14 protein-coding genes are annotated in these 22,872 nt (G+C 56.8%); 6 read left to right on the forward strand and 8 right to left on the reverse strand.

Annotation, left to right across the window (positions count from 1 at the left end; all coding sequences use genetic code 11):
• From STH12_RS15745 to lptM, 7 genes are all read right to left on the reverse strand, one after another.
• The gene (locus tag STH12_RS15745) at positions 1-594 is read right to left on the reverse strand and encodes a HupE/UreJ family protein (protein ID WP_237158639.1); all 594 of its coding nucleotides are present in this window, start codon (positions 592-594) and stop codon (positions 1-3) included.
• Between the two features lie 91 nt (positions 595-685).
• The gene (locus STH12_RS15750) at positions 686-1,402 is read right to left on the reverse strand and encodes an HAD-IA family hydrolase (protein WP_126168424.1); all 717 of its coding nucleotides are present in this window, start codon (positions 1,400-1,402) and stop codon (positions 686-688) included.
• Positions 1,402-2,292, reverse strand: coding sequence for a tyrosine recombinase XerC (gene xerC, locus STH12_RS15755; RefSeq protein WP_126168425.1), 891 nt, complete (start codon positions 2,290-2,292; stop codon positions 1,402-1,404). The genes STH12_RS15750 and xerC overlap by 1 nt, the downstream gene beginning before the upstream one ends.
• Positions 2,293-2,294: 2 nt before the next feature.
• Positions 2,295-2,930, reverse strand: coding sequence for a DUF484 family protein (locus tag STH12_RS15760; RefSeq protein WP_126168426.1), 636 nt, complete (start codon positions 2,928-2,930; stop codon positions 2,295-2,297).
• A complete protein-coding gene (gene dapF / locus STH12_RS15765) occupies positions 2,927-3,754 on the reverse strand; it encodes a diaminopimelate epimerase (protein ID WP_126168427.1) in 828 nt (275 codons plus the stop codon). Before dapF ends, STH12_RS15760 begins: the two co-directional genes overlap by 4 nt.
• Positions 3,755-3,816: 62 nt before the next feature.
• Positions 3,817-5,061 carry a diaminopimelate decarboxylase gene (lysA, locus tag STH12_RS15770; protein WP_126168428.1) on the reverse strand — a complete coding sequence of 415 codons (1,245 nt, stop codon included), beginning with the start codon at positions 5,059-5,061 and terminating at the stop codon, positions 3,817-3,819.
• 11 nt (positions 5,062-5,072) lie between these two features.
• Positions 5,073-5,300, reverse strand: a complete 228-nt coding sequence (gene lptM / locus STH12_RS15775) for an LPS translocon maturation chaperone LptM (RefSeq protein WP_126168429.1) — start codon at positions 5,298-5,300, stop codon at positions 5,073-5,075.
• 2 nt (positions 5,301-5,302) lie between these two features.
• Between lptM and cyaY the strand changes: the two genes are divergently transcribed.
• Positions 5,303-5,635: an iron donor protein CyaY gene (cyaY, locus tag STH12_RS15780; RefSeq protein ID WP_126168430.1), complete on the forward strand. Its 333-nt coding sequence runs from the start codon at positions 5,303-5,305 to the stop codon at positions 5,633-5,635.
• Between the two features lie 72 nt (positions 5,636-5,707).
• Here cyaY and STH12_RS15785 read toward each other — a convergent pair whose 3' ends face one another.
• Entirely contained in the window at positions 5,708-8,134 is a 2,427-nt protein-coding gene (locus STH12_RS15785) for a class I adenylate cyclase (RefSeq protein WP_126169555.1), read from the reverse strand.
• Positions 8,135-8,338: 204 nt separating this feature from the next.
• Between STH12_RS15785 and hemC the strand changes: the two genes are divergently transcribed.
• From hemC to STH12_RS15810, 5 genes are all read left to right on the forward strand, one after another.
• Positions 8,339-9,271 (forward strand): hydroxymethylbilane synthase, encoded by a 933-nt coding sequence (gene hemC / locus STH12_RS15790; protein WP_126168431.1) that lies wholly within the window; start codon positions 8,339-8,341, stop codon positions 9,269-9,271.
• A gap of 2 nt (positions 9,272-9,273) precedes the next feature.
• Positions 9,274-9,993 (forward strand): uroporphyrinogen-III synthase, encoded by a 720-nt coding sequence (locus STH12_RS15795; RefSeq protein ID WP_126168432.1) that lies wholly within the window; start codon positions 9,274-9,276, stop codon positions 9,991-9,993.
• A 57-nt stretch (positions 9,994-10,050) separates the two neighbouring features.
• Positions 10,051-11,265, forward strand: coding sequence for a uroporphyrinogen-III C-methyltransferase (locus STH12_RS15800; RefSeq protein ID WP_126168433.1), 1,215 nt, complete (start codon positions 10,051-10,053; stop codon positions 11,263-11,265).
• Complete coding sequence (locus tag STH12_RS15805) at positions 11,262-12,428, forward strand: heme biosynthesis HemY N-terminal domain-containing protein (protein WP_126168434.1); 1,167 nt, start codon at positions 11,262-11,264, stop codon at positions 12,426-12,428. Before STH12_RS15800 ends, STH12_RS15805 begins: the two co-directional genes overlap by 4 nt.
• A gap of 376 nt (positions 12,429-12,804) precedes the next feature.
• Positions 12,805-22,857 (forward strand): Calx-beta domain-containing protein, encoded by a 10,053-nt coding sequence (locus STH12_RS15810; RefSeq protein WP_164551227.1) that lies wholly within the window; start codon positions 12,805-12,807, stop codon positions 22,855-22,857.
• The last annotated feature ends 15 nt before the right edge of the window (positions 22,858-22,872 follow it).

The raw sequence follows: 22,872 nt of genomic DNA on the forward strand, positions 1-22,872 counted from the left end.
CTACCACCACCAGAGCATCACCCCAAGCGAAGCGATAATCCCGCCCAACCCTTTCATCAGCGGCTTGTCGGTTTCGATAAGACTGAGATACCAGGCCACGGCCGCGCCAATCAGCATGATAATCACACTGCCGAGCACAAAGCCCATGCTGTACCACACGGGGTTGGCCAGTTCGGGAATTTCTGTGCCGTGGGCATGACCATGGAACAGGGCGAAGATCCCGACAAAGGCCTGGGCGAACGACAGCGGCAAATCCCGTCCGAGCAACAAAGCAATGCCGAACAGCACCACCGACAGCGCAATACCATCCTCGACCAGCGGCATGGGCACCCTGAGCAGCCCCACCACAGCGCCAAACAGCAAAAATCCAATAAAGGCCAAAGGCACTGAGAAACGCGCCCGGCCACCGAGTTGCATACCAAGCAGACCCACGGCAAAGATTGTCAGCAGATGATCGAGACCAAAAAATGGATGGGCAAGCCCGGTTAAAAAGCCATCGTTGCCATAAATGTTGTGGGCAAAGGCCGACCAGGGCAAACACAGCAAAATGCTTGCCCAACCAGCTTGCCTGACGCGCGCCTTGAACCCTGACACCTCAAATCCCCTTTCCGACGAGGTAAATACAGGCTAACAGGTTCAGATTGTTAATGAAATGATAAATTCAGCCAGCAGTAAAACTTGTCGCCTACAGCAACAATTCGAGGGCTTGCAGCCGGGAGATTTGCAGGTGCGGCAGTGGCGATGAAAGCGCTGCTGCCTCTGTCTGACCAAAACCCGGATTAAGCAGCACCGCCTGACAACCCGAGCGCAACGCGCCCTGCACGTCGGCACTGTGGCTGTCGCCCACATGCAGCAGCGCTGAAAGTGGGATCCCCAGCCTGTCGCAGCCGATGGCGAACAGATCAGGGTGGGGTTTCATCCGCTTACCCTCCCCGGCAGAAAGCACAAACTCCAGCATCCCCTTCAAGCCAATGCGCTCCGGGTCGACATTGCCGTTGGTCAGGCCTATCAGAGGGTAGCGGCGTTGCAGCTTACCAAGCAGTTCAAGGGTCGAATCGGGCACCCTGAAATTGCTGCGGGCGTGCACAAACTCCGCCATCACCCGCGCGGCGCCTGCTTCGGCATCTGCCTGACTCAGACCAAAATGGAGAAGGCCGCTGGTTAAGGTGGCCAGTCGCAGCGCGGTGGGGTCGTGGGACAGCGCCGGGTGCTTTGCCATCAGCCCCAGCTTGAGATGACGCCACTCATGCTTGCCCCACTGGCGGGTTTGCGGAAACTCCCGCTGCAAGCAATCCAGGTAAGCCTGCTCGGCCGCGACTATGATGGGGCGGTTGTCGTAGAGGGTATCGTCCAAATCAAAACTGATGGCCGCGATGGGCCGCAGGCGGCGGAAAATCTGCATCAGTCCCCCTTTTTGCGTGCCCTGGGATGGGCGCCGTCGTACACCTTGGCCAGATGCTGAAAATCCAAGCTGGTGTAAATCTGAGTAGTGGCCAGATTGGCGTGGCCGAGCAGCTCCTGCACCGCCCGTAAATCGCCACTGGATTCCAACATGTGAGTCGCGAAGGAGTGCCTGAGCTTGTGCGGATGCACCCCAACACTTAAGCCTTGAATTTGCGCCCATTTTTCCATGCGCGACTGGATGCTGCGGTGGGAAAGCCTGCTGCCCCGTGTCGACACAAACAGCGCATCGTCGGCGCAGTGCAGTTGGCTGCGATGGCCAAGCCAGTCTTGCAGCGCCCCAACAGCCACACTGCCCACCGGCAGAATGCGTTCTTTGCTGCCCTTACCCAGCACCCGCACTTCCCGCGCCTCAAGATTCAGGTCACGCACATCCAGCCCGGCCAGTTCTGCCAAACGCAGGCCGCAGGAGTAGAACAGCTCCATGATGGCGCGGTCGCGCATGGCTATCCAATCCTCGGGGGGAATGTCCAGCAGGTGAGTAATAGAATCCACATCCAGATTCTTTGGCAGAGTCTTTTGCTGCTTGGGGGCGGTGAGGGTTGCAGCCGGATCGCTGCTGATAAGCCCTTCTTTAAGCAGGAATTTACCAAACTGTTTCAAGGCAGAGGCCGTCAGTGCCAGCGAACGGGGGCCCAGGCCCTGGCGATGGAGTTTGGCCATCACGGCGCTGAGCTCCTGACGGGTCACCTCATGCCAGGGTTTGCCGCCCATCAGCTCAGTGGCGCGCTCAAGCTCGAAGCGGTAGTTGCGCACCGTGTTGGGTGACAACTGCCGCTCAGTAGCCAGATAAAGGGTAAACAGCTCCAGCCAGGACTCTTGGCCGGCCATGATTACAGCCTTGGCAGCAGATGGTCCAACAGCCGTCTGAGTTGATCCAGCAGCAGGTTGTCCATCTCGGGGTGAAAGTGAGCCGCATCCTGACTGGCGATGGCAAACACCACCTGACCACAATGCTCCGACAGCCGGGTCAGGGCCACAGAGCCCACTTCGGCGCCAAACAGGCGCCGCGATTCGCTGGCGGTGAGGCGACCAAAATAGTGACCGCGGGCAAGACGATTGCTCCAGATGGCCGACAATTCGCTGTCGACATCGTGCACCGTGATAAGACGCACATGGGTAAAGCCAAATTCGCCCATCAGCGACTGCGACAGACACTGACGCACATCGCCGAGGTCTTCACACTCCAGCAGGCGGAATTGCAAATCGTTGTTGAAACGAAAGATTTTTTCGTTACGGCGCGCCTCTGTCATCAGCGCTGTGATTTCTTCTTCAAGCTGAGTGACCCGGCCTCGCAGCATCTCCTGGCGGCGCTCCACCAGTGACACAGTGCCGCGCTCGTTATGGGACATACGCATGGCCAGCAGCAGCTCGGGATAACGACTGAAAAAGTCAGGATTATCCAGCAGATACTCGCGGATTATCTGCTCATCGAAGGGGGCGTCTGTCTTATGCTTTGGGTCTGTCATAACTGAATTTGTCCGTCGTAAACCTGCTGCGCCGGGCCCGTCATCCACAGGGGCTTGCCCTCACCTTCCCAGTTGATGGTGAGGCTGCCGCCGGGCAAATCCACCCGCACCCGCTTGCCAAGCTTGCCCTGCAGCTGGCCCACCACGGCGGCGGCACAGGCGCCGCTGCCACAGGCCAGAGTTTCGGCCGCGCCGCGCTCGTAAACACGCAGCTTGATATGCTCAGAGCTCACCACCTGCATAAAGCCGACGTTTACTCCCTTGGGGAAACGTTCGTGGCGGGTCAACTGGGCACCCACGTCAGCGACCGGCGCTTCGGTGATGTTGTCGACTTCCAGCACCACGTGGGGGTTACCCATGGACACGGCACCACACAAAAAGGTTTGCTGGGCCGACTGCAGCAAATAGGTTTTTTCAAACTTCTTGGCTTTAAAGGGAATTTGCGCCGGGTCCAGGATGGGCACGCCCATGTTCACGGTTACACCACCATCGCGCTCCAGCCGCAGTGTCATCTTGCCCGCACTGGTGCTGACTTTGATTTTATGCTTTTGAGTCAAACCTTTATTGCGAACAAAACGGGCAAAACAGCGGGCGCCATTGCCGCACTGCTCCACCTCGCTGCCGTCGGCATTAAAGATACGGTAGTGAAAGTCCAGATCCGGATCGTAGGGCGGCTCGACCAACAACAGCTGGTCAAAACCGATACCGAAATTGCGGTCGGCCAGACGACGAATTTGTTCCGGCGAGAAGAACACGTTCTGGGTCACACCATCGACAACCATAAAGTCGTTGCCCAGACCATGCATCTTGGTGAAGTGGATCAAGCTATGCTTCCTTAGCGCCGGGCCTGTGCTCCGGCGCCCAAAAATCGGGTACTTTCCCCAGTTTACGGCAGGAGTTGCTCTCCTTGCCAGAGCTGACTGAGTTTTTCCCGCTCGCGTACCACAAACGCTTTGTCACCATCGACCATCAGCTCGGCGGCGCGGGGGCGGGTGTTGTAGTTCGACGCCATGGTAAAACCGTAGGCACCGGCACTGCGCACCACCAGAAAATCGCCGCTGTCCGCCGCCAAATCACGGTCTTTACCGAGGAAGTCACCGGTTTCACATACGGGTCCAACCACGTCGCAAAGGGTAGTGGCGCGGTCAGTTTTAACCGCAGGAATAATGTTCTGCCAGGCGCCGTAAAGCGACGGGCGGATAAGGTCATTCATGGCGCCATCGACAATCACAAAGCGCTTGTCGCCATTGTCCTTGGTGTAAAGCACCTGAGTAACGAAGATACCGGCGTTGGCGGCAATGGCACGGCCAGGCTCAAAAATCAGCTTCAGCGGACGACCGTTAAGCTTCTCGAGGATAGCGGCAGCATACACGTCCGGATGCGGCGGGGTCTCGCCGTTATAGGTTACGCCAAGGCCACCGCCCACATCGAAGTGCTCAATCACAATGCCCTGCTCAGCCAGACGGTCAATCAGCGCCAGCATGCGGTCCATGGCATCGAGGAAGGGCTTAAGCTCAGTAAGCTGCGAGCCAATGTGGCAATCCACACCTTTTACTTGCAGATTCGGCAGTGCGGCCGCGCGGGCAAACAGCGCCTCAGCTTCCTCCATGGGAATACCAAACTTGTTTTCTTTCAGGCCAGTGGAGATATAAGGGTGAGTGCCGGCATCCACATCGGGATTGACCCGCAGCGACACAGGCGCCACCTTGCCAAGACGGCCCGCTACTTCATTGAGCAGCTCAAGCTCGGCACCGGACTCCAGGTTAAAGCACATAATGCCGGTATTGAGCGCCAGCTCCATTTCGGCAACGGTTTTACCCACGCCGGAAAACACCACCTTGGCCGGATCGCCGCCCGCCTCAATAACGCGGCTCAGCTCACCGCCAGAGACGATATCAAAACCACTGCCAAGGCGCGCCAGCACATTGAGTACCGCCAGGTTGGAGTTGGCTTTGACCGCATAGCAAATCAGGTGTGGATGCGTGGCGACAGCGCCATCGAAGGCGTGCCAGTGACGCTCGAGAGTCGCGCGGGAATAAACATACAGGGGCGTGCCATGTTCAGCGGCAAGGCTTGCCACATCGCAGTCTTCGGCGAACAGCCGCTCGTCACGATAGAGGAAATGATCCAAGGTGTACTTCCTTATTGGTTGCGGTCATCTTTGGTTGGCTTGTCGGCGACGGCGGGTTGCTGCTGATTATCAGGAGCGGGTGGCGCCTTGTAGAGTGGGCCTTTCTGGCCACAGCCCAACAGGAGCAGACTAGCAAGCAACAGGGATAAATACAGTCTCATTTTTCTCAACTTCAATGCATATGGCGCGGGTTTGGCCTTATAATCGCACTCAAGCCCAAGATTGAAAAGGATCAACATACATGGCGATGACAGACACAGAGTTTCACCATTTGGCCGATGAAATGTTCAACATCATAGAAACCGCAGTTGAAAATGCCATCGACAACGACGATGCCGATGTGGATATCGACAGTTCGGGCGGGGTGTTACAGCTGACGTTTGAAGATGGCTCCAAAATCGTGATCAACAAGCAAGAGCCGCTGCACGAAGTATGGCTGGCCACCCGCTTTGGCGGTTATCACTTTGGATTTAAAGAAGGAAAATGGATTGACGAGCGTAACGGCGGTGCCGAATTTATGCCATTTTTGAAAGAGTCCATTAAGCGTCAGGCCAATCTGGACCTGTGCTGGTAAGGCTTGGGTGAGGAAGGTGCGCTGCTCCTCAAGCCGCCTTCCTCAAGCCACCGTTCTTAGCAGTAAGCCGCGTTAAAACTCCGCGCCTAAATCTTCCCGTGCCATCCCTACCGGCTGTGCCCGTAATTCCCCCTGCTGGCGAACCAGCTGGAAAAACTGTGGCAAATTAAAGCGGCCACGCACCTCATACAGCCCTTCAAACGCCGACTGCTGGCTCACCTTGTTCACCAGCGCTTCCACCGTGGTGCCATGCTGCACATAGTGACTTAACTGGTTCTCGGAATTGAGAATAAACACATCTATGCCTTCATCGCGCTGGCGCAGGAAGTACTGGATCACATCCCGAGTGGCATAGTCCTGGATAAGCTCCGGCACGCTGGCAAAGGGGTCGTCGCCAAGCTCTGGCCTGGGCAGCGCCACCAGATTGCCGTGGCTCAGCTGGCGGTAAAGTGACGCCGCATCGTCCAGATCTTCAAACGCCACTCCCAGCGTATTGAAAAACAGCCCATAACTCTTGTGACCTATGCGCAGCGGCTGCATCAGGGTAGAGGATACCTTGGCCTGACAGCTCAAGGTAGCGACTTGTTTAAGCAAGGTATTTACCGCCAATTCCAGCTGCGGCCGCACCCGCTCGCTGCAGCCAATGGTGCGTAAATCTACCTTGGTGCCTGCCCGGCGAATACCGGGGGCAATAAAGGTCATCGCCTTCAGCAGCGCCTGCTCACCATCGAAGTGATGGCAATGCCATTCGCCCCAGGAGTTGAAACAGAGCACATCCAGCGAGCCAAGCATATTGCGCCTTTGCCTGCCGAGGGAAAACAGGTTGGCATTCATCATGTCGATCAACACTTCCTGCCCGGGCCAGCCCGGCGTAGGGTCCTGCTCAAGGTTCACCATCAGCACCAGCTTGCGGTAATGCCATGGCTGACACAAATCCTGCTTCGACACCTTGGGGTCCACATCGGCAATGGCGCTGGATAAGCGCCGACTCGCATCTTCGAGACGTTTACCGGCCTTACGATCGCCATACCAAAACCATTGGGTCGACTCACCGGCAACGCCATTGAGTGATGACCACAGCAGCAGCGCCGCCAGATTGTCAGCCACAAATACCGCCGCCTCACCTTTAAGAGCCGAGGCATCGGGCGCTTGTCTATACAAGTAGTGGGTGCCATCAGACTGACTGGTGATCACCGTCATCCTCGGCTCTTCCACCCTCTGGCTCCACAGTAAATTCAGCTTGGGGATCAAATGATTATCTTCGCTGAAATAGGTATGCAGCTTGCGGGTGAGCATACCGAGATCTTCCACCCTCAATCCCTCGCTGATGCCGTGGCGGGAAGCAAAATGCAGCAGCGTCTGATAGCTTGCCAGCATCAGCTCGTTCAGCTGGGCGTTAAACCATTGCAACTGGCCACTGTGCCAGTGCTCACAGCTGTCGAGGGTTTCGATGAGGGTTTCAGGCCACTCCCAGGCGCTGACCAAAAGCTGCATCTTGAGATAACGCCAGTCTTTGGGCTGTTCCGGCTGGCTAAGGCGCACGGCACATTTGAGATAAAAGCAGCGTCTGACAATCTCCAGCCGCCGGTGGTCATTGATGGAAGTCAGGTACTCTTCGATGGTTTCGTAGAGCAGGAAATAAGGGTCATTGGACGCCGAGAAATCCCCTTCCAGGGTGTGTTGCCACACCCGCTGGCTGAGCTGCTCGGTATCCGGGTAGCGCCAGGCATAGGCTTCAAGCAACAACACCTTCAGCAGTGCCTTATGGGGTTTCACCAAGCCTTTGTAGAGTTGCCACAGCGAGGCACTGAAATATTCACTCGCCGGCAGCTTGTGCACGTCACCAAGCCACAGCCCATCGCTGCTGACTCTGGCATCGGGCCACCAGTAAAGCGGTTTGCCGCCGAGGCGGATTTGGGTGCGGTAGAACTCTTCCAACAGCAACCAATGTTGGGCGCTGCCGCTGTGTTCCACCCCCAGAGTAAGCTTTTTGTCTTCCGATGTTCTGTCGCCACGAAACTGACGTGGGTGCACCAGATAAAAATTCACCTCAAAATCGAACCCGGCAAACCAGTCGGTCAGGGCCTTGAGTTTGGCCGCCAGCGCAGCAACGTCTTCTTCCACCAGACTTTGTTCGTGGATAACCCATACGTCCACATCGCTCAGAGGGTTCTGGCCAAAGCTGCCGGTGCTGCCCATGGCATAGACACCCTCGATGGCATGGGGCCAATCGCCACGCAGGCTTGGCAAGCCCAAAGACAGCACTTTGGCCGCTTCAAGATGGGGAGTTTCGGGTTCAAACCCAGCCAGTCCGCAGGGAGTGGCGTGGCCGTTGTAGCCGGGCAGACGGGGGCCGTGGAAATGCAGCAGCAGCGGAATGGCGTGCAGCAGATGGCGTTTCAGCGGAGAAAGCAGTGCCAGCGCCCGTGCCATGCGGACTTTATTAAGTCGCTCAGACAGGCTTAGTGCCGTTGTGGACCACCGGCTCTGTGAGATCATCTGCGGGTGTCGCCAATCCTTTGGAAAGAATGAACCCATGCTAACACCCCTGATGGCCAACGCAAACTTTTGGGAGCAGGATCACACTTTTATCGTCTAATCACCGGATGGCTGCAAAAAGATGCGACCGGCGTTCCTTACATCGCCGCCCGCGCAATGTTAGCATTGGCGCAATTAACGCAGACCATAAGATGGAAAATCGGCATGTCTCAAAACCTTATTCGTATCGCGACCCGCAAAAGCCCCCTCGCCATGTGGCAGGCTGAGTTTGTAAAAGCAGAACTTGAGCGCATTCATCCCGGCCTGGTGGTGGAACTGCTGCCCATGAGCACCAAGGGTGACGTTATTCTGGACACCCCGCTGGCCAAGGTGGGTGGTAAGGGCCTGTTCGTAAAAGAGCTGGAAGTCGCCATGCTGGAAGGTCGTGCCGATATTGCGGTGCATTCGATGAAAGACGTGCCGGTTGAATTCCCTGACGGCCTGGGCCTGGAAGTGATTTGCGAGCGTGAAGATCCGCGTGATGCTTTTGTATCAAACACTTACAAGAGCATTGATGAGCTGCCACAGGGCGCCGTTGTAGGCACCTCAAGCCTGCGTCGTCAGTGCCAGTTGCGTGCCCGTCGTCCGGATCTGCAGATTAAAGATCTGCGCGGTAACGTGGGCACCCGCCTGGCCAAACTGGACTCAGGCGAATATGACGCCATCATTCTGGCCGCCGCCGGTCTTATCCGTCTGGAACTGGCCGAGCGCATTGCCAGCTTTATCAGCGCCGAAGAGTCACTGCCTGCCAATGGCCAGGGCGCCGTGGGTATTGAATGCCGTACCGATGATGCACGGGTAAAAGCCCTGCTGGCGCCGCTTGAGCATAAAGAAACCCGTCAGCGGGTACTGGCCGAACGTGCCATGAACACCCGTCTGGAAGGTGGCTGTCAGGTGCCTATCGGTGCCTTTGCCGAAATCGAGGGAGAAACCCTGACCCTGCGTGGTCTGGTGGGTAATCCGGATGGCAGCGAAGTCATCACAGGCACCGTCAGCGGCAACAAAGAGGCCGCCATTGAACTGGGTCAACAGCTTGCTGATGACCTGCTGAGCCGCGGCGCCAAAACCATTCTGGATGCCGTGTACGCCCGAGACTGATCATGAAACTGCTGCTCACCCGTCCCGAGGGTAAAAATGGCGCCATGACGGCCGCCCTCAGCGCCCGGGGTATTCCCTTTACTGTGCAGCCATTGTTGGCGGTGCAGTCATTGGGGGTTACGAATGAGCAGCTCGCCGCGCTTGTCGGCGTTGATATGCTGATTTTTATCAGCACCAGCGCCGTGAGCTATGGCGCCAAAGCCCTCAACGGCAATTGGCCAGATGCCCACTATTATGCTGTGGGCGATGCCACCGCCGAGGCGCTGCTCGATTACGGCATTCACGCCGAGCGCGCGCCGGCCGACAGTCAGGCCACCGAAGGCTTGCTTACTCTGCCCTCCCTGGCCAATGTCAGCGGCAAACGCATTGTGATAGTCCGAGGCCGCGGCGGCCGCGAAGCCATGGCCGAAGGGCTGCGTGAGCGCGGCGCCGAAGTCAGCTATCTTGAGGTGTATCAGCGCGCCTGCCCAAGCCTCGATGGCAGCGCACTTAGCCAGCATTGGCAGGACTTCGGAGTGGACACCATAGTGGTCACCAGTGGCGAAGTCTTGGAAAACCTGATAAATCTCGTACCCAAAGACAGTTTTGCTTGGCTTAGCGGCTGTCATATCATAGTGCCCAGCGCCCGGGTTGAAGACCGGGCAAGGGAGCTGGGACTTGTCAGAGTCACCAACGCCGGAGCAGCAAATCAAGCCGCCGTGCTGGACGCACTGGGCATGTGAACTTTTGCTGCTTTGGTTTCCCTGAATTGAACGCTTTCTGGCATCAAGGATTGTTTCATGGAAAACCAACAGCAAGAAGCCGGGCGCCCAGAGCCACAAACTCTGCCAGCCAAGGACACTCCCGACACCCTTTCCGCCCCCCAACAGCCTGAAAAGCCTCCCCGGCAAGGCAGCTCATGGGCGCTGCGTCTGGCAGTGCTGCTGTCACTGGGTATGGGCGCTGCCGCCCTCGCCGGTGGCTACTATCTGTATCAGCAGCTCGTTGAGCAGTTCCATCACACCAAGTCGCTGGAAGAATCCACCGCTCAGGCATTGAAGGCGCCTATGGAGCGTCTGGGTCAGCTCGAACAGCGCCAGCGTCAGGTGGTCGCGCTTGAACAGGAGCTTGGCAGGCTGACGGCAGATCAAATAGCGCTGGAGAAGCGACTGGCGAATCTGTCGCAAAAGACCCCGGACGATTGGCTGATTGCCGAAGCCGACTATCTGGTACGTATGGCAGGTCGCAAATTGTGGCTTGAGCTTGACCCTGGCACGGCGCTGAGCCTGCTCAAGGCCGCCGATGAGCGCATTGCCGCCATGCAGGACCCGGCGCTGTTCAAACTGCGCAAGGCACTGGCTGCGGATATGGATCAGGTGGCATCGGTGCGCAGCACGGATGTCGCCGGCAACGTGTACGCGCTGGATGAAGTCATGAAGCGGCTTGAGCAGCTGACTCCGGGGCAGAACAAGCATGAATACACGCCCGAAGACATAGACACCCTGAGCGAGTCGATTGACGACTGGCAAACCAACCTCGCCAAGAGCTGGCAGGCGCTGATCCGCGACTTCGTCACAGTGCGTCATCGCAGCAAAGACATCACGCCACTGCTGGCACCGGAGCAGGAGTGGTATCTGAAGCAGAATATCCGCTCCAAGCTGCTGCAGGCACAGCTGGCACTGTATCGCCATGACGAACGCAGCTTCCGCGAAGCCGTGGTTACCGCCGAGGGCTGGGTAAAGCTCTATTTCAGCCAGGAACAAGGTTCAGGCGCCCAGGTGGTTGAAAGTCTCGATAAACTGGCGAACCTGCGAATAGACACCATTCCCATCAGCAAGTTCCAGTCATCGGATATGCTCCGCAGCCTGGTGCAGGATGGCGTGAAGCCTGCGGCCCAGACGCAGGAAAGCGCCCCGCAGGACATGCCGCTGACCGCGCCTGACAGTGAGCCCGACAGCGAGCCGGACGCCAATCCGGAGGCGCTGCCGCCATCAGCTGAGGGGATAAACCTATGATCAGGACCCTGATTTACCTCGGCATCATCCTTATTGGTTTGTGCCTGAGCCCCTACCTGATGGGCAATACCGGCTACCTGTATCTGTCGGCATTCGACTACGAGATTGAAACCAGTCTGGTGTTTGCCGTGGTGATGCTGGTTATCGCCTACGGTGTCATCATCGCCATCGAATGGCTGGTGGTAAAACTGCTGAATCTGCTGCTTGGCAGCCGTTATCTGCCTGAGCGCTGGCGCCGCAATGCTGCCAAGAAGCACACGCTTTCCGGCGCGCTGGCACTGGCAGAAGAAAACTGGAGCGACGCAGAACGCTTTATGGCCAAAGGGGCCGATAAAGGCGAGCTGCCGGCACTCAACCTGCTGGCAGCGGCCCGCGCCGCCCAGCGCCAGGGTAAGTATGCCGAGCGCGACAGCTATCTTGAGCGCGCCGCTAAAGAACCGCTGGCCGAATTCGCCGTGGCAACCAGCCACACCCGTTATCTGCTGCAACAGGGACAGATTGAGCGCGCAGGGACTGAACTGGCAAAACTCAATCCAACCAGCAAGAGCAAACCACCTGTGATAAGACTCGCCATCGAGGTTTACCAAGCGACCGGGGACTGGCGTGCACTGAGGGAATTGCTGCCTGCCATTCGCAAACACAGCCTGCTCAGTGAAGACAAGTTGATGCAGCTGCAGCAGAAAGTGACCGTAAATCTGCTTGAGCAAGCCGGCAATGACAGCTGGGATGCGCTGGATAAAGAATGGCAGTGGCTGTCACGCGCAGAAAAGCAGCTCAGTGCCAATCGTGCCGCCTACGCCCTGGGTCTGGCCAGGCAAGGCAAACGGGACGAAGCCATCAAGCTACTGCTCAAGGACATGGAGTCGCAGGCAGATGCCGATGTGCTGGCCGCCTTGGGGCAAATCCTTAATGGTCGTGATGAAGCGCCGCGGCTGCAGCTCGAAAGATTCGGGCAAAAGTATGAGGACATCCACGAATATCAGGAGTGCATGGCCCAGCTATGCCGCCAGGGACGGGACTTTAAGGGTGCCAGAGCCCATTCACAGAAGGCCTGTGAGTTGAACCCCAGCAGCGAAAACTGGCTTGCCCTTGCTGAGCTGGATGAGCAACTGGGTGATACCAACCTTGCCCTGACACACTATCGCCGCGCTGCCAAGGCCTGATCTCAATACAGAACAACATTTCGTTAACCAAAACAAAGCGTTCTTATAGATACATCTGTAAGGGCGCTTTTTCTTTTTTAAGACAACGTACCATATGTTGTGTTTTTGTATCACAAAATACCCATATACGGTATGTCAAATCTAGTATAAAAACGTCAAAAACTAGCTCGAAAAACTATATTTTTTAATAAGTAAGATCACCGTCAAAAAATTGACCGATATCACATTTAAGCGTACAATGTACTTCTTAAGTTGGGATCTTTTTGTCTACTTTCAGGCAAAAATCGTATCGAATATAGGCTGTTGGGAGCTTGTTATGGGTTCGTTTATCACACCAAAAAATGGAATGCTCAAGTTTGTAGATGGGCAAATTAGCATGGATGCTGGCGGAACAGAGAAACTGGTTTCTGCCGGTGATGCCATTCCCGAAGGCGCCGTTCTGCTGGTGGCAGACAACACCAGATTTGAACTGGAGCTGGACGATGGTACAACCCTGGACGAAGCGGATGCCAAATCCACTGCCGCCCAGCCACCCGTTGGTGAAGAGGAAATCGATCCCAATGCGCTGAATGAAATCGAAGCGCTGCAGGCTCAAATCGCCGCTGGCGATGACCCGACTGCCGATCTGCCTGAAACCGCTGCCGGTGGTGTTACCGGTAATGAAGGTGGCTCAGGCTATGTCACGCTGTCCCGTACCGGTAGCGAGACCCTGGCTTCAAGCGGATTTGACACTACTGGTGATGCCCCAGCTGCCGACACCACCGTTCAGGAAACCCAACTTCCCGGTGCGTTAGACGTAACCCCACCAGTTATTACTGTTGTTGCGCCCGATAACACCACCGACGATACCCCAACCATTACTGGTACCACTGATGCCGAACCCGGAAGCACTGTGACCATAGTGGTCACCGACAGCAATGGTGGCACCCAGACCCTGACCACCACGGTCAACACCGACGGCACCTATTCGGTTGATGTTATCGATCCCCTGTCTGAAGGTGGCTACACCGCCGATGCCAGCGTGACTGATACCGCAGGCAACACAGGTTCTGCCACGGATAACGGCGATGTGGTATATCCCGAAGTGGGCATCAGCGCCAACCAAACCGACGTCAGCGAAGGCGACACCGCCAGCTTCACCGTGACACTGGATCAACCTGCCACCCAGGACGTAACCGTTAACTTCACCTATTCCGGCACCGCCATCGACGGCACCGACTTTACCGGTGTGGTCAGCGTCGTGATCCCTGCCGGCCAAACCAGCGTTATCGTTAACATCGACACTATTGATGATGCCCTGGCAGAAGGTTCTGAAGACTTCACCATCACCATCACCAGTGTGACCGGTGGTAATGCCAACATTGGCGGCAATAACAGTGCGACCACCAATATCGTCGATGAAGCCGTACCAGGCCCAGAAGACACAGTCACCGTGACCTTAAGCGGTCCTGACACTGTGACCGAAGGCGAGGTCACCGGCACCTACACCGTGACCCTGAGCGAGCCGGCCCCAGCTGGCAGCATCGTCACCCTGACTTACAGCTACACCACCGCCAGTGGCGACGACATCGTTGAAACCACCCAGGCCGTGATTGGCGCCGATGGCACCACCGCCAGCTTTACCATCACCACCGTGGATGACGTCTACGCCGAAGGCGATGAAGCCTTTACCGTGTCGGTCAGTGGTATCACCAACGGCGGCAGCAACGTATTCGAGCAGCTGGACCTGTCCGGTGCCAGCGTGGAAACCACCATCAAGGATGCGGCGTCCCCGACTGACCCTGAAGTTCCAGGGGAAGAAGACACAGTCACCGTGACCTTAAGCGGCCCAGACACTGTGACCGAAGGCGAGGTCACCGGCACCTACACCGTGACCCTGAGCGAGCCAGCCCCGGCGGGCAGCATCGTCACCCTGACTTACAGCTACACCACCGCCAGTGGCGACGACATCGTTGAAACCACCCAGGCTGTGATTGGCGCCGATGGCACCACCGCCAGCTTTACCATCACCACCGTGGATGACGTCTACGCCGAAGGCGATGAAGCCTTTACCGTGTCGGTCAGTGGTATCACCAACGGCGGCAGCAACGTATTCGAGCAGTTGGACCTGTCCGGTGCCAGCGTGGAAACCACCATCAAGGATGCGGCATCCCCGACTGACCCTGAAATCCCCGGGGAAGAAGACACAGTCACCGTGACCTTAAGCGGCCCAGACACCGTGACCGAAGGCGAAGTCACCGGCACCTACACCGTGACCCTGAGCGAGCCAGCCCCGGCGGGCAGCATCGTCACCCTGACTTACAGCTACACCACCGCCAGTGGCGACGACATCGTTGAAACCACCCAGGCCGTGATTGGCGCCGATGGCACCACTGCCAGCTTTACCATCACCACCGTGGATGACGTCTACGCCGAAGGCGACGAAGCCTTTACCGTGTCGGTCAGTGGTATCACCAACGGCGGCAACAACGTATTCGAGCAGCTGGATCTGTCCGGCGCCAGCGTGGAAACCACCATCAAGGATGCGGCGTCCCCGACTGACCCTGAAATCCCCGGGGAAGAAGACACAGTCACCGTGACCTTAAGCGGTCCTGACACTGTGACCGAAGGCGAGGTCACCGGCACCTACACCGTGACCCTGAGCGAGCCGGCCCCGGCGGGCAGCATCGTCACCCTGACTTACAGCTACACCACCGCCAGTGGCGACGACATCGTTGAAACCACCCAGGCCGTGATTGGCGCCGATGGCACCACCGCCAGCTTTACCATCACCACCGTGGATGACGTCTACGCCGAAGGCGATGAAGCCTTTACCGTGTCGGTCAGTGGTATCACCAACGGCGGCAGCAACGTATTCGAGCAGCTGGACCTGTCCGGCGCCAGCGTGGAAACCACCATCAAGGATGCGGCGTCCCCGACTGACCCTGAGGTTCCAGGGGAAGAAGACACAGTCACCGTGACATTAAGCGGTCCTGACACTGTGACCGAAGGCGAGGTCACCGGCACCTACACCGTGACCCTGAGCGAGCCAGCCCCGGCGGGCAGCATCGTCACCCTGACTTACAGCTACACCACCGCCAGTGGCGACGACATCGTTGAAACCACCCAGGCCGTGATTGGTGCCGATGGCACCACCGCCACCTTTACGGTAGATACTATTAATGATGGAGTTTACGAAGGTGACGAGGATTTCAGCGTTTCAGTGAGTACCATTCAGACTCCTGCAGGTTCCGATGTTTTCGAACTGCTGGATTTGTCTAACGCAACGGTAGATACCACGATCCTCGACGCGCAAGAGCCTCCTACCGTCAACAGCGTCACCGGTAATGAGGTCACCGAAGGTCAGAACAACACCTTCACCGTCACTCTGAGCAACCCCAGCGCCACCGAGACCACGGTCACCCTGGCGCTCAGCGACGGCACGGCCATTGTCGGTACCGATACCGGCACCACCTACATGGTCAGCTTCGATGGCGGCGCCAACTACGTGCCCGTGGTGGGCAACAGCGTCACCGTCCCCGCCGGTACCGCCAGTTTCCTGGTGCAGGTGGCCACGGTTGACGACACCATCTTTGAACAGACTGAGAACTACACCCTCACTGCCACCGCCAACGGCGGCGGTGCCAGCGGTGACAGCACCATCACCGACAACGACAGCGCGCCGAAAGTGGCCAGCATCACCGGTGACACCGTGGTTGAAGGCCAGGCCAACACCTTCGCGGTGACCCTGACCAACACTGCCAGCACTGACACCACCCTGACCCTGACCCTCGCCAGTGGCACCGCCACCAAGGGCGTTGACTTCAGCGGTACCCAGGTCACCGTGGTGATAGATGGCGTGAGCCAGACGGTGGCAGTGGCCGCCGACGGCAGCTTCAGTGTGACCGTACCGGCCAACACCAACAGCTTCAGTGTGCAGGTCGGCACCACCGACGACACCATTTTTGAACTGACTGAAAACTACACCCTCAGCGGCACCGGCAGCAACGGCACCGTGACCGGTACCTCAACCATCACCGACAACGACAGCGCGCCGAAAGTGGCCAGCATCACCGGTGACACCGTGGTTGAAGGCCAGGCCAACACCTTCGCGGTGACCCTGACCAACACTGCCAGCACTGACACCACCCTGACCCTGACCCTCGCCAGTGGCACCGCCACCAAGGGCGTTGACTTCAGCGGTACCCAGGTCACCGTGGTGATAGATGGCGTGAGCCAGACGGTGGCAGTGGCCGCCGACGGCAGCTTCAGTGTGACCGTACCGGCCAACACCAACAGCTTCAGTGTGCAGGTCGGCACCACCGACGACACCATTTTTGAACTGACTGAAAACTACACCCTCAGCGGCACCGGCAGCAACGGCACCGTGACCGGTACCTCAACCATCACCGACAACGACAGCGCGCCGAAAGTGGCCAGCATCACCGGTGACACCGTGGTTGAAGGCCAGGCCAACACCTTCGCGGTGACCCTGACCAACACTGCCAGCACTGACACCACCCTGACCCTGACCCTCGCCAGTGGCACCGCCACCAAGGGCGTTGACTTCAGCGGTACCCAGGTCACCGTGGTGATAGATGGCGTGAGCCAGACGGTGGCAGTGGCCGCCGACGGCAGCTTCAGTGTGACCGTACCGGCCAACACCAACAGCTTCAGTGTGCAGGTCGGCACCACCGACGACACCATTTTTGAACTGACTGAAAACTACACCCTCAGCGGCACCGGCAGCAACGGCACCGTGACCGGTACCTCAACCATCACCGACAACGACAGCGCGCCGAAAGTGGCCAGCATCACCGGTGACACCGTGGTTGAAGGCCAGGCCAACACCTTCGCGGTGACCCTGACCAACACTGCCAGCACTGACACCACCCTGACCCTGACCCTCGCCAGTGGCACCGCCACCAAGGGCGTTGACTTCAGCGGTACCCAGGTCACCGTGGTGATAGATGGCGTGAGCCAGACGGTGGCAGTGGCCGCCGACGGCAGCTTCAGTGTGACCGTACCGGCCAACACCAACAGCTTCAGTGTGCAGGTCGGCACCACCGACGACACCATTTTTGAACTGACTGAAAACTACACCCTCAGCGGCACCGGCAGCAACGGCACCGTGACCGGTACCTCAACCATCACCGACAACGACAGCGCGCCGAAAGTGGCCAGCATCACCGGTGACACCGTGGTTGAAGGCCAGGCCAACACCTTCGCGGTGACCCTGACCAACACTGCCAGCACTGACACCACCCTGACCCTGACCCTCGCCAGTGGCACCGCCACCAAGGGCGTTGACTTCAGCGGTACCCAGGTCACCGTGGTGATAGATGGCGTGAGCCAGACGGTGGCAGTGGCCGCCGACGGCAGCTTCAGTGTGACCGTACCGGCCAACACCAACAGCTTCAGTGTGCAGGTCGGCACCACCGACGACACCATTTTTGAACTGACTGAAAACTACACCCTCAGCGGCACCGGCAGCAACGGCACCGTGACCGGTACCTCAACCATCACCGACAACGACAGCGCGCCGAAAGTGGCCAGCATCACCGGTGACACCGTGGTTGAAGGCCAGGCCAACACCTTCGCGGTGACCCTGACCAACACTGCCAGCACTGACACCACCCTGACCCTGACCCTCGCCAGTGGCACCGCCACCAAGGGCGTTGACTTCAGCGGTACCCAGGTCACCGTGGTGATAGATGGCGTGAGCCAGACGGTGGCAGTGGCCGCCGACGGCAGCTTCAGTGTGACCGTACCGGCCAACACCAACAGCTTCAGTGTGCAGGTCGGCACCACCGACGACACCATTTTTGAACTGACTGAAAACTACACCCTCAGCGGCACCGGCAGCAACGGCACCGTGACCGGTACCTCAACCATCACCGACAACGACAGCGCGCCGAAAGTGGCCAGCATCACCGGTGACACCGTGGTTGAAGGCCAGGCCAACACCTTCGCGGTGACCCTGACCAACACTGCCAGCACTGACACCACCCTGACCCTGACCCTCGCCAGTGGCACCGCCACCAAGGGCGTTGACTTCAGCGGTACCCAGGTCACCGTGGTGATAGATGGCGTGAGCCAGACGGTGGCAGTGGCCGCCGACGGCAGCTTCAGTGTGACCGTACCGGCCAACACCAACAGCTTCAGTGTGCAGGTCGGCACCACCGACGACACCATTTTTGAACTGACTGAAAACTACACCCTCAGCGGCACCGGCAGCAACGGCACCGTGACCGGTACCTCAACCATCACCGACAACGACAGCGCGCCGAAAGTGGCCAGCATCACCGGTGACACCGTGGTTGAAGGCCAGGCCAACACCTTCGCGGTGACCCTGACCAACACTGCCAGCACTGACACCACCCTGACCCTGACCCTCGCCAGTGGCACCGCCACCAAGGGCGTTGACTTCAGCGGTACCCAGGTCACCGTGGTGATAGATGGCGTGAGCCAGACGGTGGCAGTGGCCGCCGACGGCAGCTTCAGTGTGACCGTACCGGCCAACACCAACAGCTTCAGTGTGCAGGTCGGCACCACCGACGACACCATTTTTGAACTGACTGAAAACTACACCCTCAGCGGCACCGGCAGCAACGGCACCGTGACCGGTACCTCAACCATCACCGACAACGATATTCTCGGTGGCGCAACGGCTACTCTGGCATTGCAAGATGCAGATACAGATACTGCTGATAGCGATCAGGATACTGATAGTCAGTCACTGGCTTTCACTGCCAGTGGCTCGGCAGACATAACCAGCTTTGCCTTTGGTTCTACCGCAGGCATTACTGTGACGGGATTGGACGGAAGCATTTCCTGGAATGTCGACAACAATACCGGCAACCTGATTGGTAGCATCGGCGGAGTGCCAATGATCATACTGTCGCTCAGTGGTGGGACTATTAGTGCAGGCCAAACCGGTAACGTCAACGTGACTGCGACCCTACTGGATAACCTTCAACATGGCAGCAATCCTGTTGACATTGATTCCATCAGTATTAGCGGCATCATAGTCAATGCAATCGATACGCAAAACCACAGTGCCAGCGGTACTGTTAACCTCACAGTGGAAGATGATGAAGTTGACCTTGCCACTGGAGACCTGAACGGTAATAACGTCATTGGCGATTACGAGGGTACTGGATTACTGAATACCAGCGGTGTAGATCAGGGCTATAGTGCCGATCTGTCTGCCAACGTCAATGGCTGGAATGGCACGAATATAACCTTTGCTGATTCAGATATTACCTCAAACGGCAAGACATTGTTCTACTATGTTGATCCACTAAATCCTGATGTTCTTTACGCTTATACTGACAGCAGCGCCACCCCGAGTGCTTATAACGCTGCCAATACAGATCAAAATCTCGTATTCACACTGACAGCTGATCCGAATAGCGACAGCTACAGTATGAGTTTGCTCCAAACCATCGACACACTGTCTAAAATTGAAGTGGCAGAGCTCGACGGTGGTGAGGGCGGTAACAGCCCAGCTGTGTACGTTGGTTACAATGCAACTAATGGCACCTTCGATATCGACAACGATCTGTCACAATTAGGCGCCGACTATGAGCTGGCGTTTACCCTCAGCTCACATTACACAAATGACAACCCAGGTACAGTGAATGGTAATACCGGCGGCTTCGGAGCCAATAATGCTTTTGTGGATTATGGTGAAATTTTTGTCATCGATTTCGCACAGGATGTTGCCAGTGCCGCTGTGAACTTTACAGGTGCAGCTCTAGCCCATTTCAAGGCCTATTCCGAAGACGGCACCTTGTTGGGTGAGGGTGATATCGCCAGCGGTGATGCGATTTCTAATCTCGGTCCAATCAGCTATATAGAGTTAACTACTACTGGAGATGGTAACCAATACCGCTTCCAGTTTACGGGCACCAGTGCTGACGTCATTTCGAGTTCTACCGAGGATGTTTCACTGAAGTTCGACGTAACAGTTGAAGACAGCGACGGTGACACCACCTCTGGCGAGTTTAATATTAATCTGGCGGCGCCCGGAGGCGCCCCATTGGCACCGACAGCACTGACCACCAGTGCCACTGCCAGATTGCAAGAGGCTGACCTGCTGGACAATGGTTTGGACTCTGACTCACAGAATCTAACCTTCAAAGCAGGCAGCGATGCTATAGGTGTGTTCCAGTTTGGCAACTTCAGCAATATCCAAGTCAGCGGCATTAATGCCAATGTGTCTTGGGCATTAAACGAAGCCGGTCAGCTTGTTGGTACTACAATGGGCCGCGAAGCTATCCGTTTAACGCTGGATTGGAGTCGCATCAATGCCGGCGAGGAAGGAGATGTCACGGTTCAAGCTGAACTGCTTACTACCCTGCCTCACTCAGTCAATACTGACAACCTGACTATCTCCGGCATTGAAGTTATCGGGGTGTCAGGCACAGGTCTCAGTGCAACGTCCAACGTGACTGTCACCGTTGCGGACGACAAAAACCTTGCTGTTGATGATACCAACAGTATTGATGTCGTCGTCGACAGCTTCCTGGTTTCCGGTATTGTCGCGAATTGGACGGAAACCAATGACGGCTCCCACATCGAGATGTTCGATGGAACCGATGCAGCTAATGGTGGTGGTCTGGATAACGACAGCGGCCTGGATCAACTGCGTTGGGGCTCACCTGTAGGCAGTTACAAGTCAGGTTATGGCTTTATCGATAATGACGCAGGTCTGTCTGGCCAGCTCGCACTGAATGAAGACATAGTGCTCGGTACCTTTACCCACTATAACTGGCCTACTTACTCCGGCACTTCAATCACCAGTGCCAAGATGAATGTGGCATTTACGCTGACCGATGCGTATGGCAAAACCACGCCGGTTTCGTTGGATCTCAACTTCTCCCACAATGAGACCCCCAACAGCGACGATCCTGAAGCATCTAAGGACATAGTAACGGTAGGACAAACCAGTGTGACCTTTAACTATGAAGGTGCGTTGTACACCCTGCAGGTTATTGGCTTTAAAGATAAAGTCACAGGAAACGTGGTTACTGAAATCCACACCGCCGAAAATGCTGCCAACAGTTATGAATTGGTGGTGCGCATGGTTCCAGGAGATGGTTATACCCTGCCGCACACCGAGGGCAACGTGCTCACCAACGATATCGTGGGTGCCGATGGCGCTCCAACCATCATAGGTGTGGCAGAGGGAGATCAAACCGACACTGGCGTTATTGGCCAAGTAGGCGCGATCATCGCTGGGACTTACGGCAACTTAATCCTGAATGCTGATGGTACTTATACCTACCAGTTAACAGCGAGTGCCAACAGTATCCCTGCATCTGGTGACATCGAAACCTTTACTTACACCACCCAAGATAGCGATGGTGATAAAACCAGCGCTACCTTGAAGATTGATGTCAATCCAGTAAATGCCGATGGTATCAATATTGCGGATGCTGACTTGATTTCAACTCAAGGCTCTAACCTCAATGACACCATCATTGTTGTTAATGGCGAAAGTGCAAATCGCGCCGGACAGAAAGTACTGAATGCCACATTCGGTGGAGGATTAAGTGGCATTATCACGGACCGCGATGGAAATATGGTTAGTGCGTCAGGTGCAAATAACCAGAGTCACAGCACTAAAAACATCCAGGTTGTGAGTGGTGGTGATGGCAACGACCATATCGAAACCGCTAAGGGTAATGATGTTATCTACGCAGGTAAAACCGGTGCTGCTGGCTTTGGAACAGATGACCAACTCGAGCTATCGGTTAATACTCTGTCGACTCATCATATAATGACCGGAACATTAGCTGGCCCAGACAGTATTGTGGATACTGATGGCATGCTGCTTTCCAATGATGTGTCTTCTGCCAGAGCGGATGTCGTCAACGGTGGTAGCGGCAACGATAAAATCTTCGGTCAATCTGGCTCTGACATACTCTACGGGCACACCGGAGATGACTACATTGATGGTGGCAGCCACAACGATGCACTTCGTGGCGGTGACGGCAACGACACCCTGATAGGTGGTCTTGGCGACGACGTTCTGCGTGGCGATGGCGGTGCAGACACCTTCGTATGGAAGGCTGGCGAAACCGGTACCGACCATATCATCGACTTCGACGTCAATGAAGATAAACTGGATCTGAGCGATCTGCTGCAGGGTGAAGAGAGTGGAAATCTGGAAGACTTCCTCAGCTTCAGCATTGCCGGCGGCTCCACCACCATCGAAATCGATGCTGACAAAGATGGAAACGTTGATCAGCGTATCGTGCTCGACGGAGTGGATCTGGCTCACGAGTATGGTTTGGATGCTTCAGATGAAACAGGCATCATCACCAACCTGCTGGGCAATGGTGCAGGTCCGCTGATTGTCGATACTCAGGGAGATACAGGGAATGTTCAGCCTGTGGGCAACAGCCTGCCATTGGATGACGATAAACCCCTCCATCCCTAATGTTTGAACCAGTTA

The organism is Shewanella khirikhana, from assembly GCF_003957745.1.
Lineage (GTDB): Bacteria > Pseudomonadota > Gammaproteobacteria > Enterobacterales > Shewanellaceae > Shewanella > Shewanella khirikhana.

Excerpts from the sequence above, each read along its gene's own strand:
- STH12_RS15750 (WP_126168424.1), bottom strand. The coding sequence starts at position 1,402 with ATGCAGATTTTCCGCCGCCTGCGGCCCATCGCGGCCATCAGTTTTGAT.
- xerC (WP_126168425.1), bottom strand. The coding sequence starts at position 2,292 with ATGGCCGGCCAAGAGTCCTGGCTGGAGCTGTTTACCCTTTATCTGGCT.
- STH12_RS15760 (WP_126168426.1), bottom strand. The coding sequence starts at position 2,930 with ATGACAGACCCAAAGCATAAGACAGACGCCCCCTTCGATGAGCAGATA.
- lptM (WP_126168429.1), bottom strand. The coding sequence starts at position 5,300 with ATGTTGATCCTTTTCAATCTTGGGCTTGAGTGCGATTATAAGGCCAAA.
- cyaY (WP_126168430.1), top strand. The coding sequence starts at position 5,303 with ATGGCGATGACAGACACAGAGTTTCACCATTTGGCCGATGAAATGTTC.
- STH12_RS15785 (WP_126169555.1), bottom strand. The coding sequence starts at position 8,134 with ATGATCTCACAGAGCCGGTGGTCCACAACGGCACTAAGCCTGTCTGAG.
- hemC (WP_126168431.1), top strand. The coding sequence starts at position 8,339 with ATGTCTCAAAACCTTATTCGTATCGCGACCCGCAAAAGCCCCCTCGCC.
- STH12_RS15795 (WP_126168432.1), top strand. The coding sequence starts at position 9,274 with ATGAAACTGCTGCTCACCCGTCCCGAGGGTAAAAATGGCGCCATGACG.
- STH12_RS15800 (WP_126168433.1), top strand. The coding sequence starts at position 10,051 with ATGGAAAACCAACAGCAAGAAGCCGGGCGCCCAGAGCCACAAACTCTG.
- STH12_RS15805 (WP_126168434.1), top strand. The coding sequence starts at position 11,262 with ATGATCAGGACCCTGATTTACCTCGGCATCATCCTTATTGGTTTGTGC.
- STH12_RS15810 (WP_164551227.1), top strand. The coding sequence starts at position 12,805 with ATGGATGCTGGCGGAACAGAGAAACTGGTTTCTGCCGGTGATGCCATT.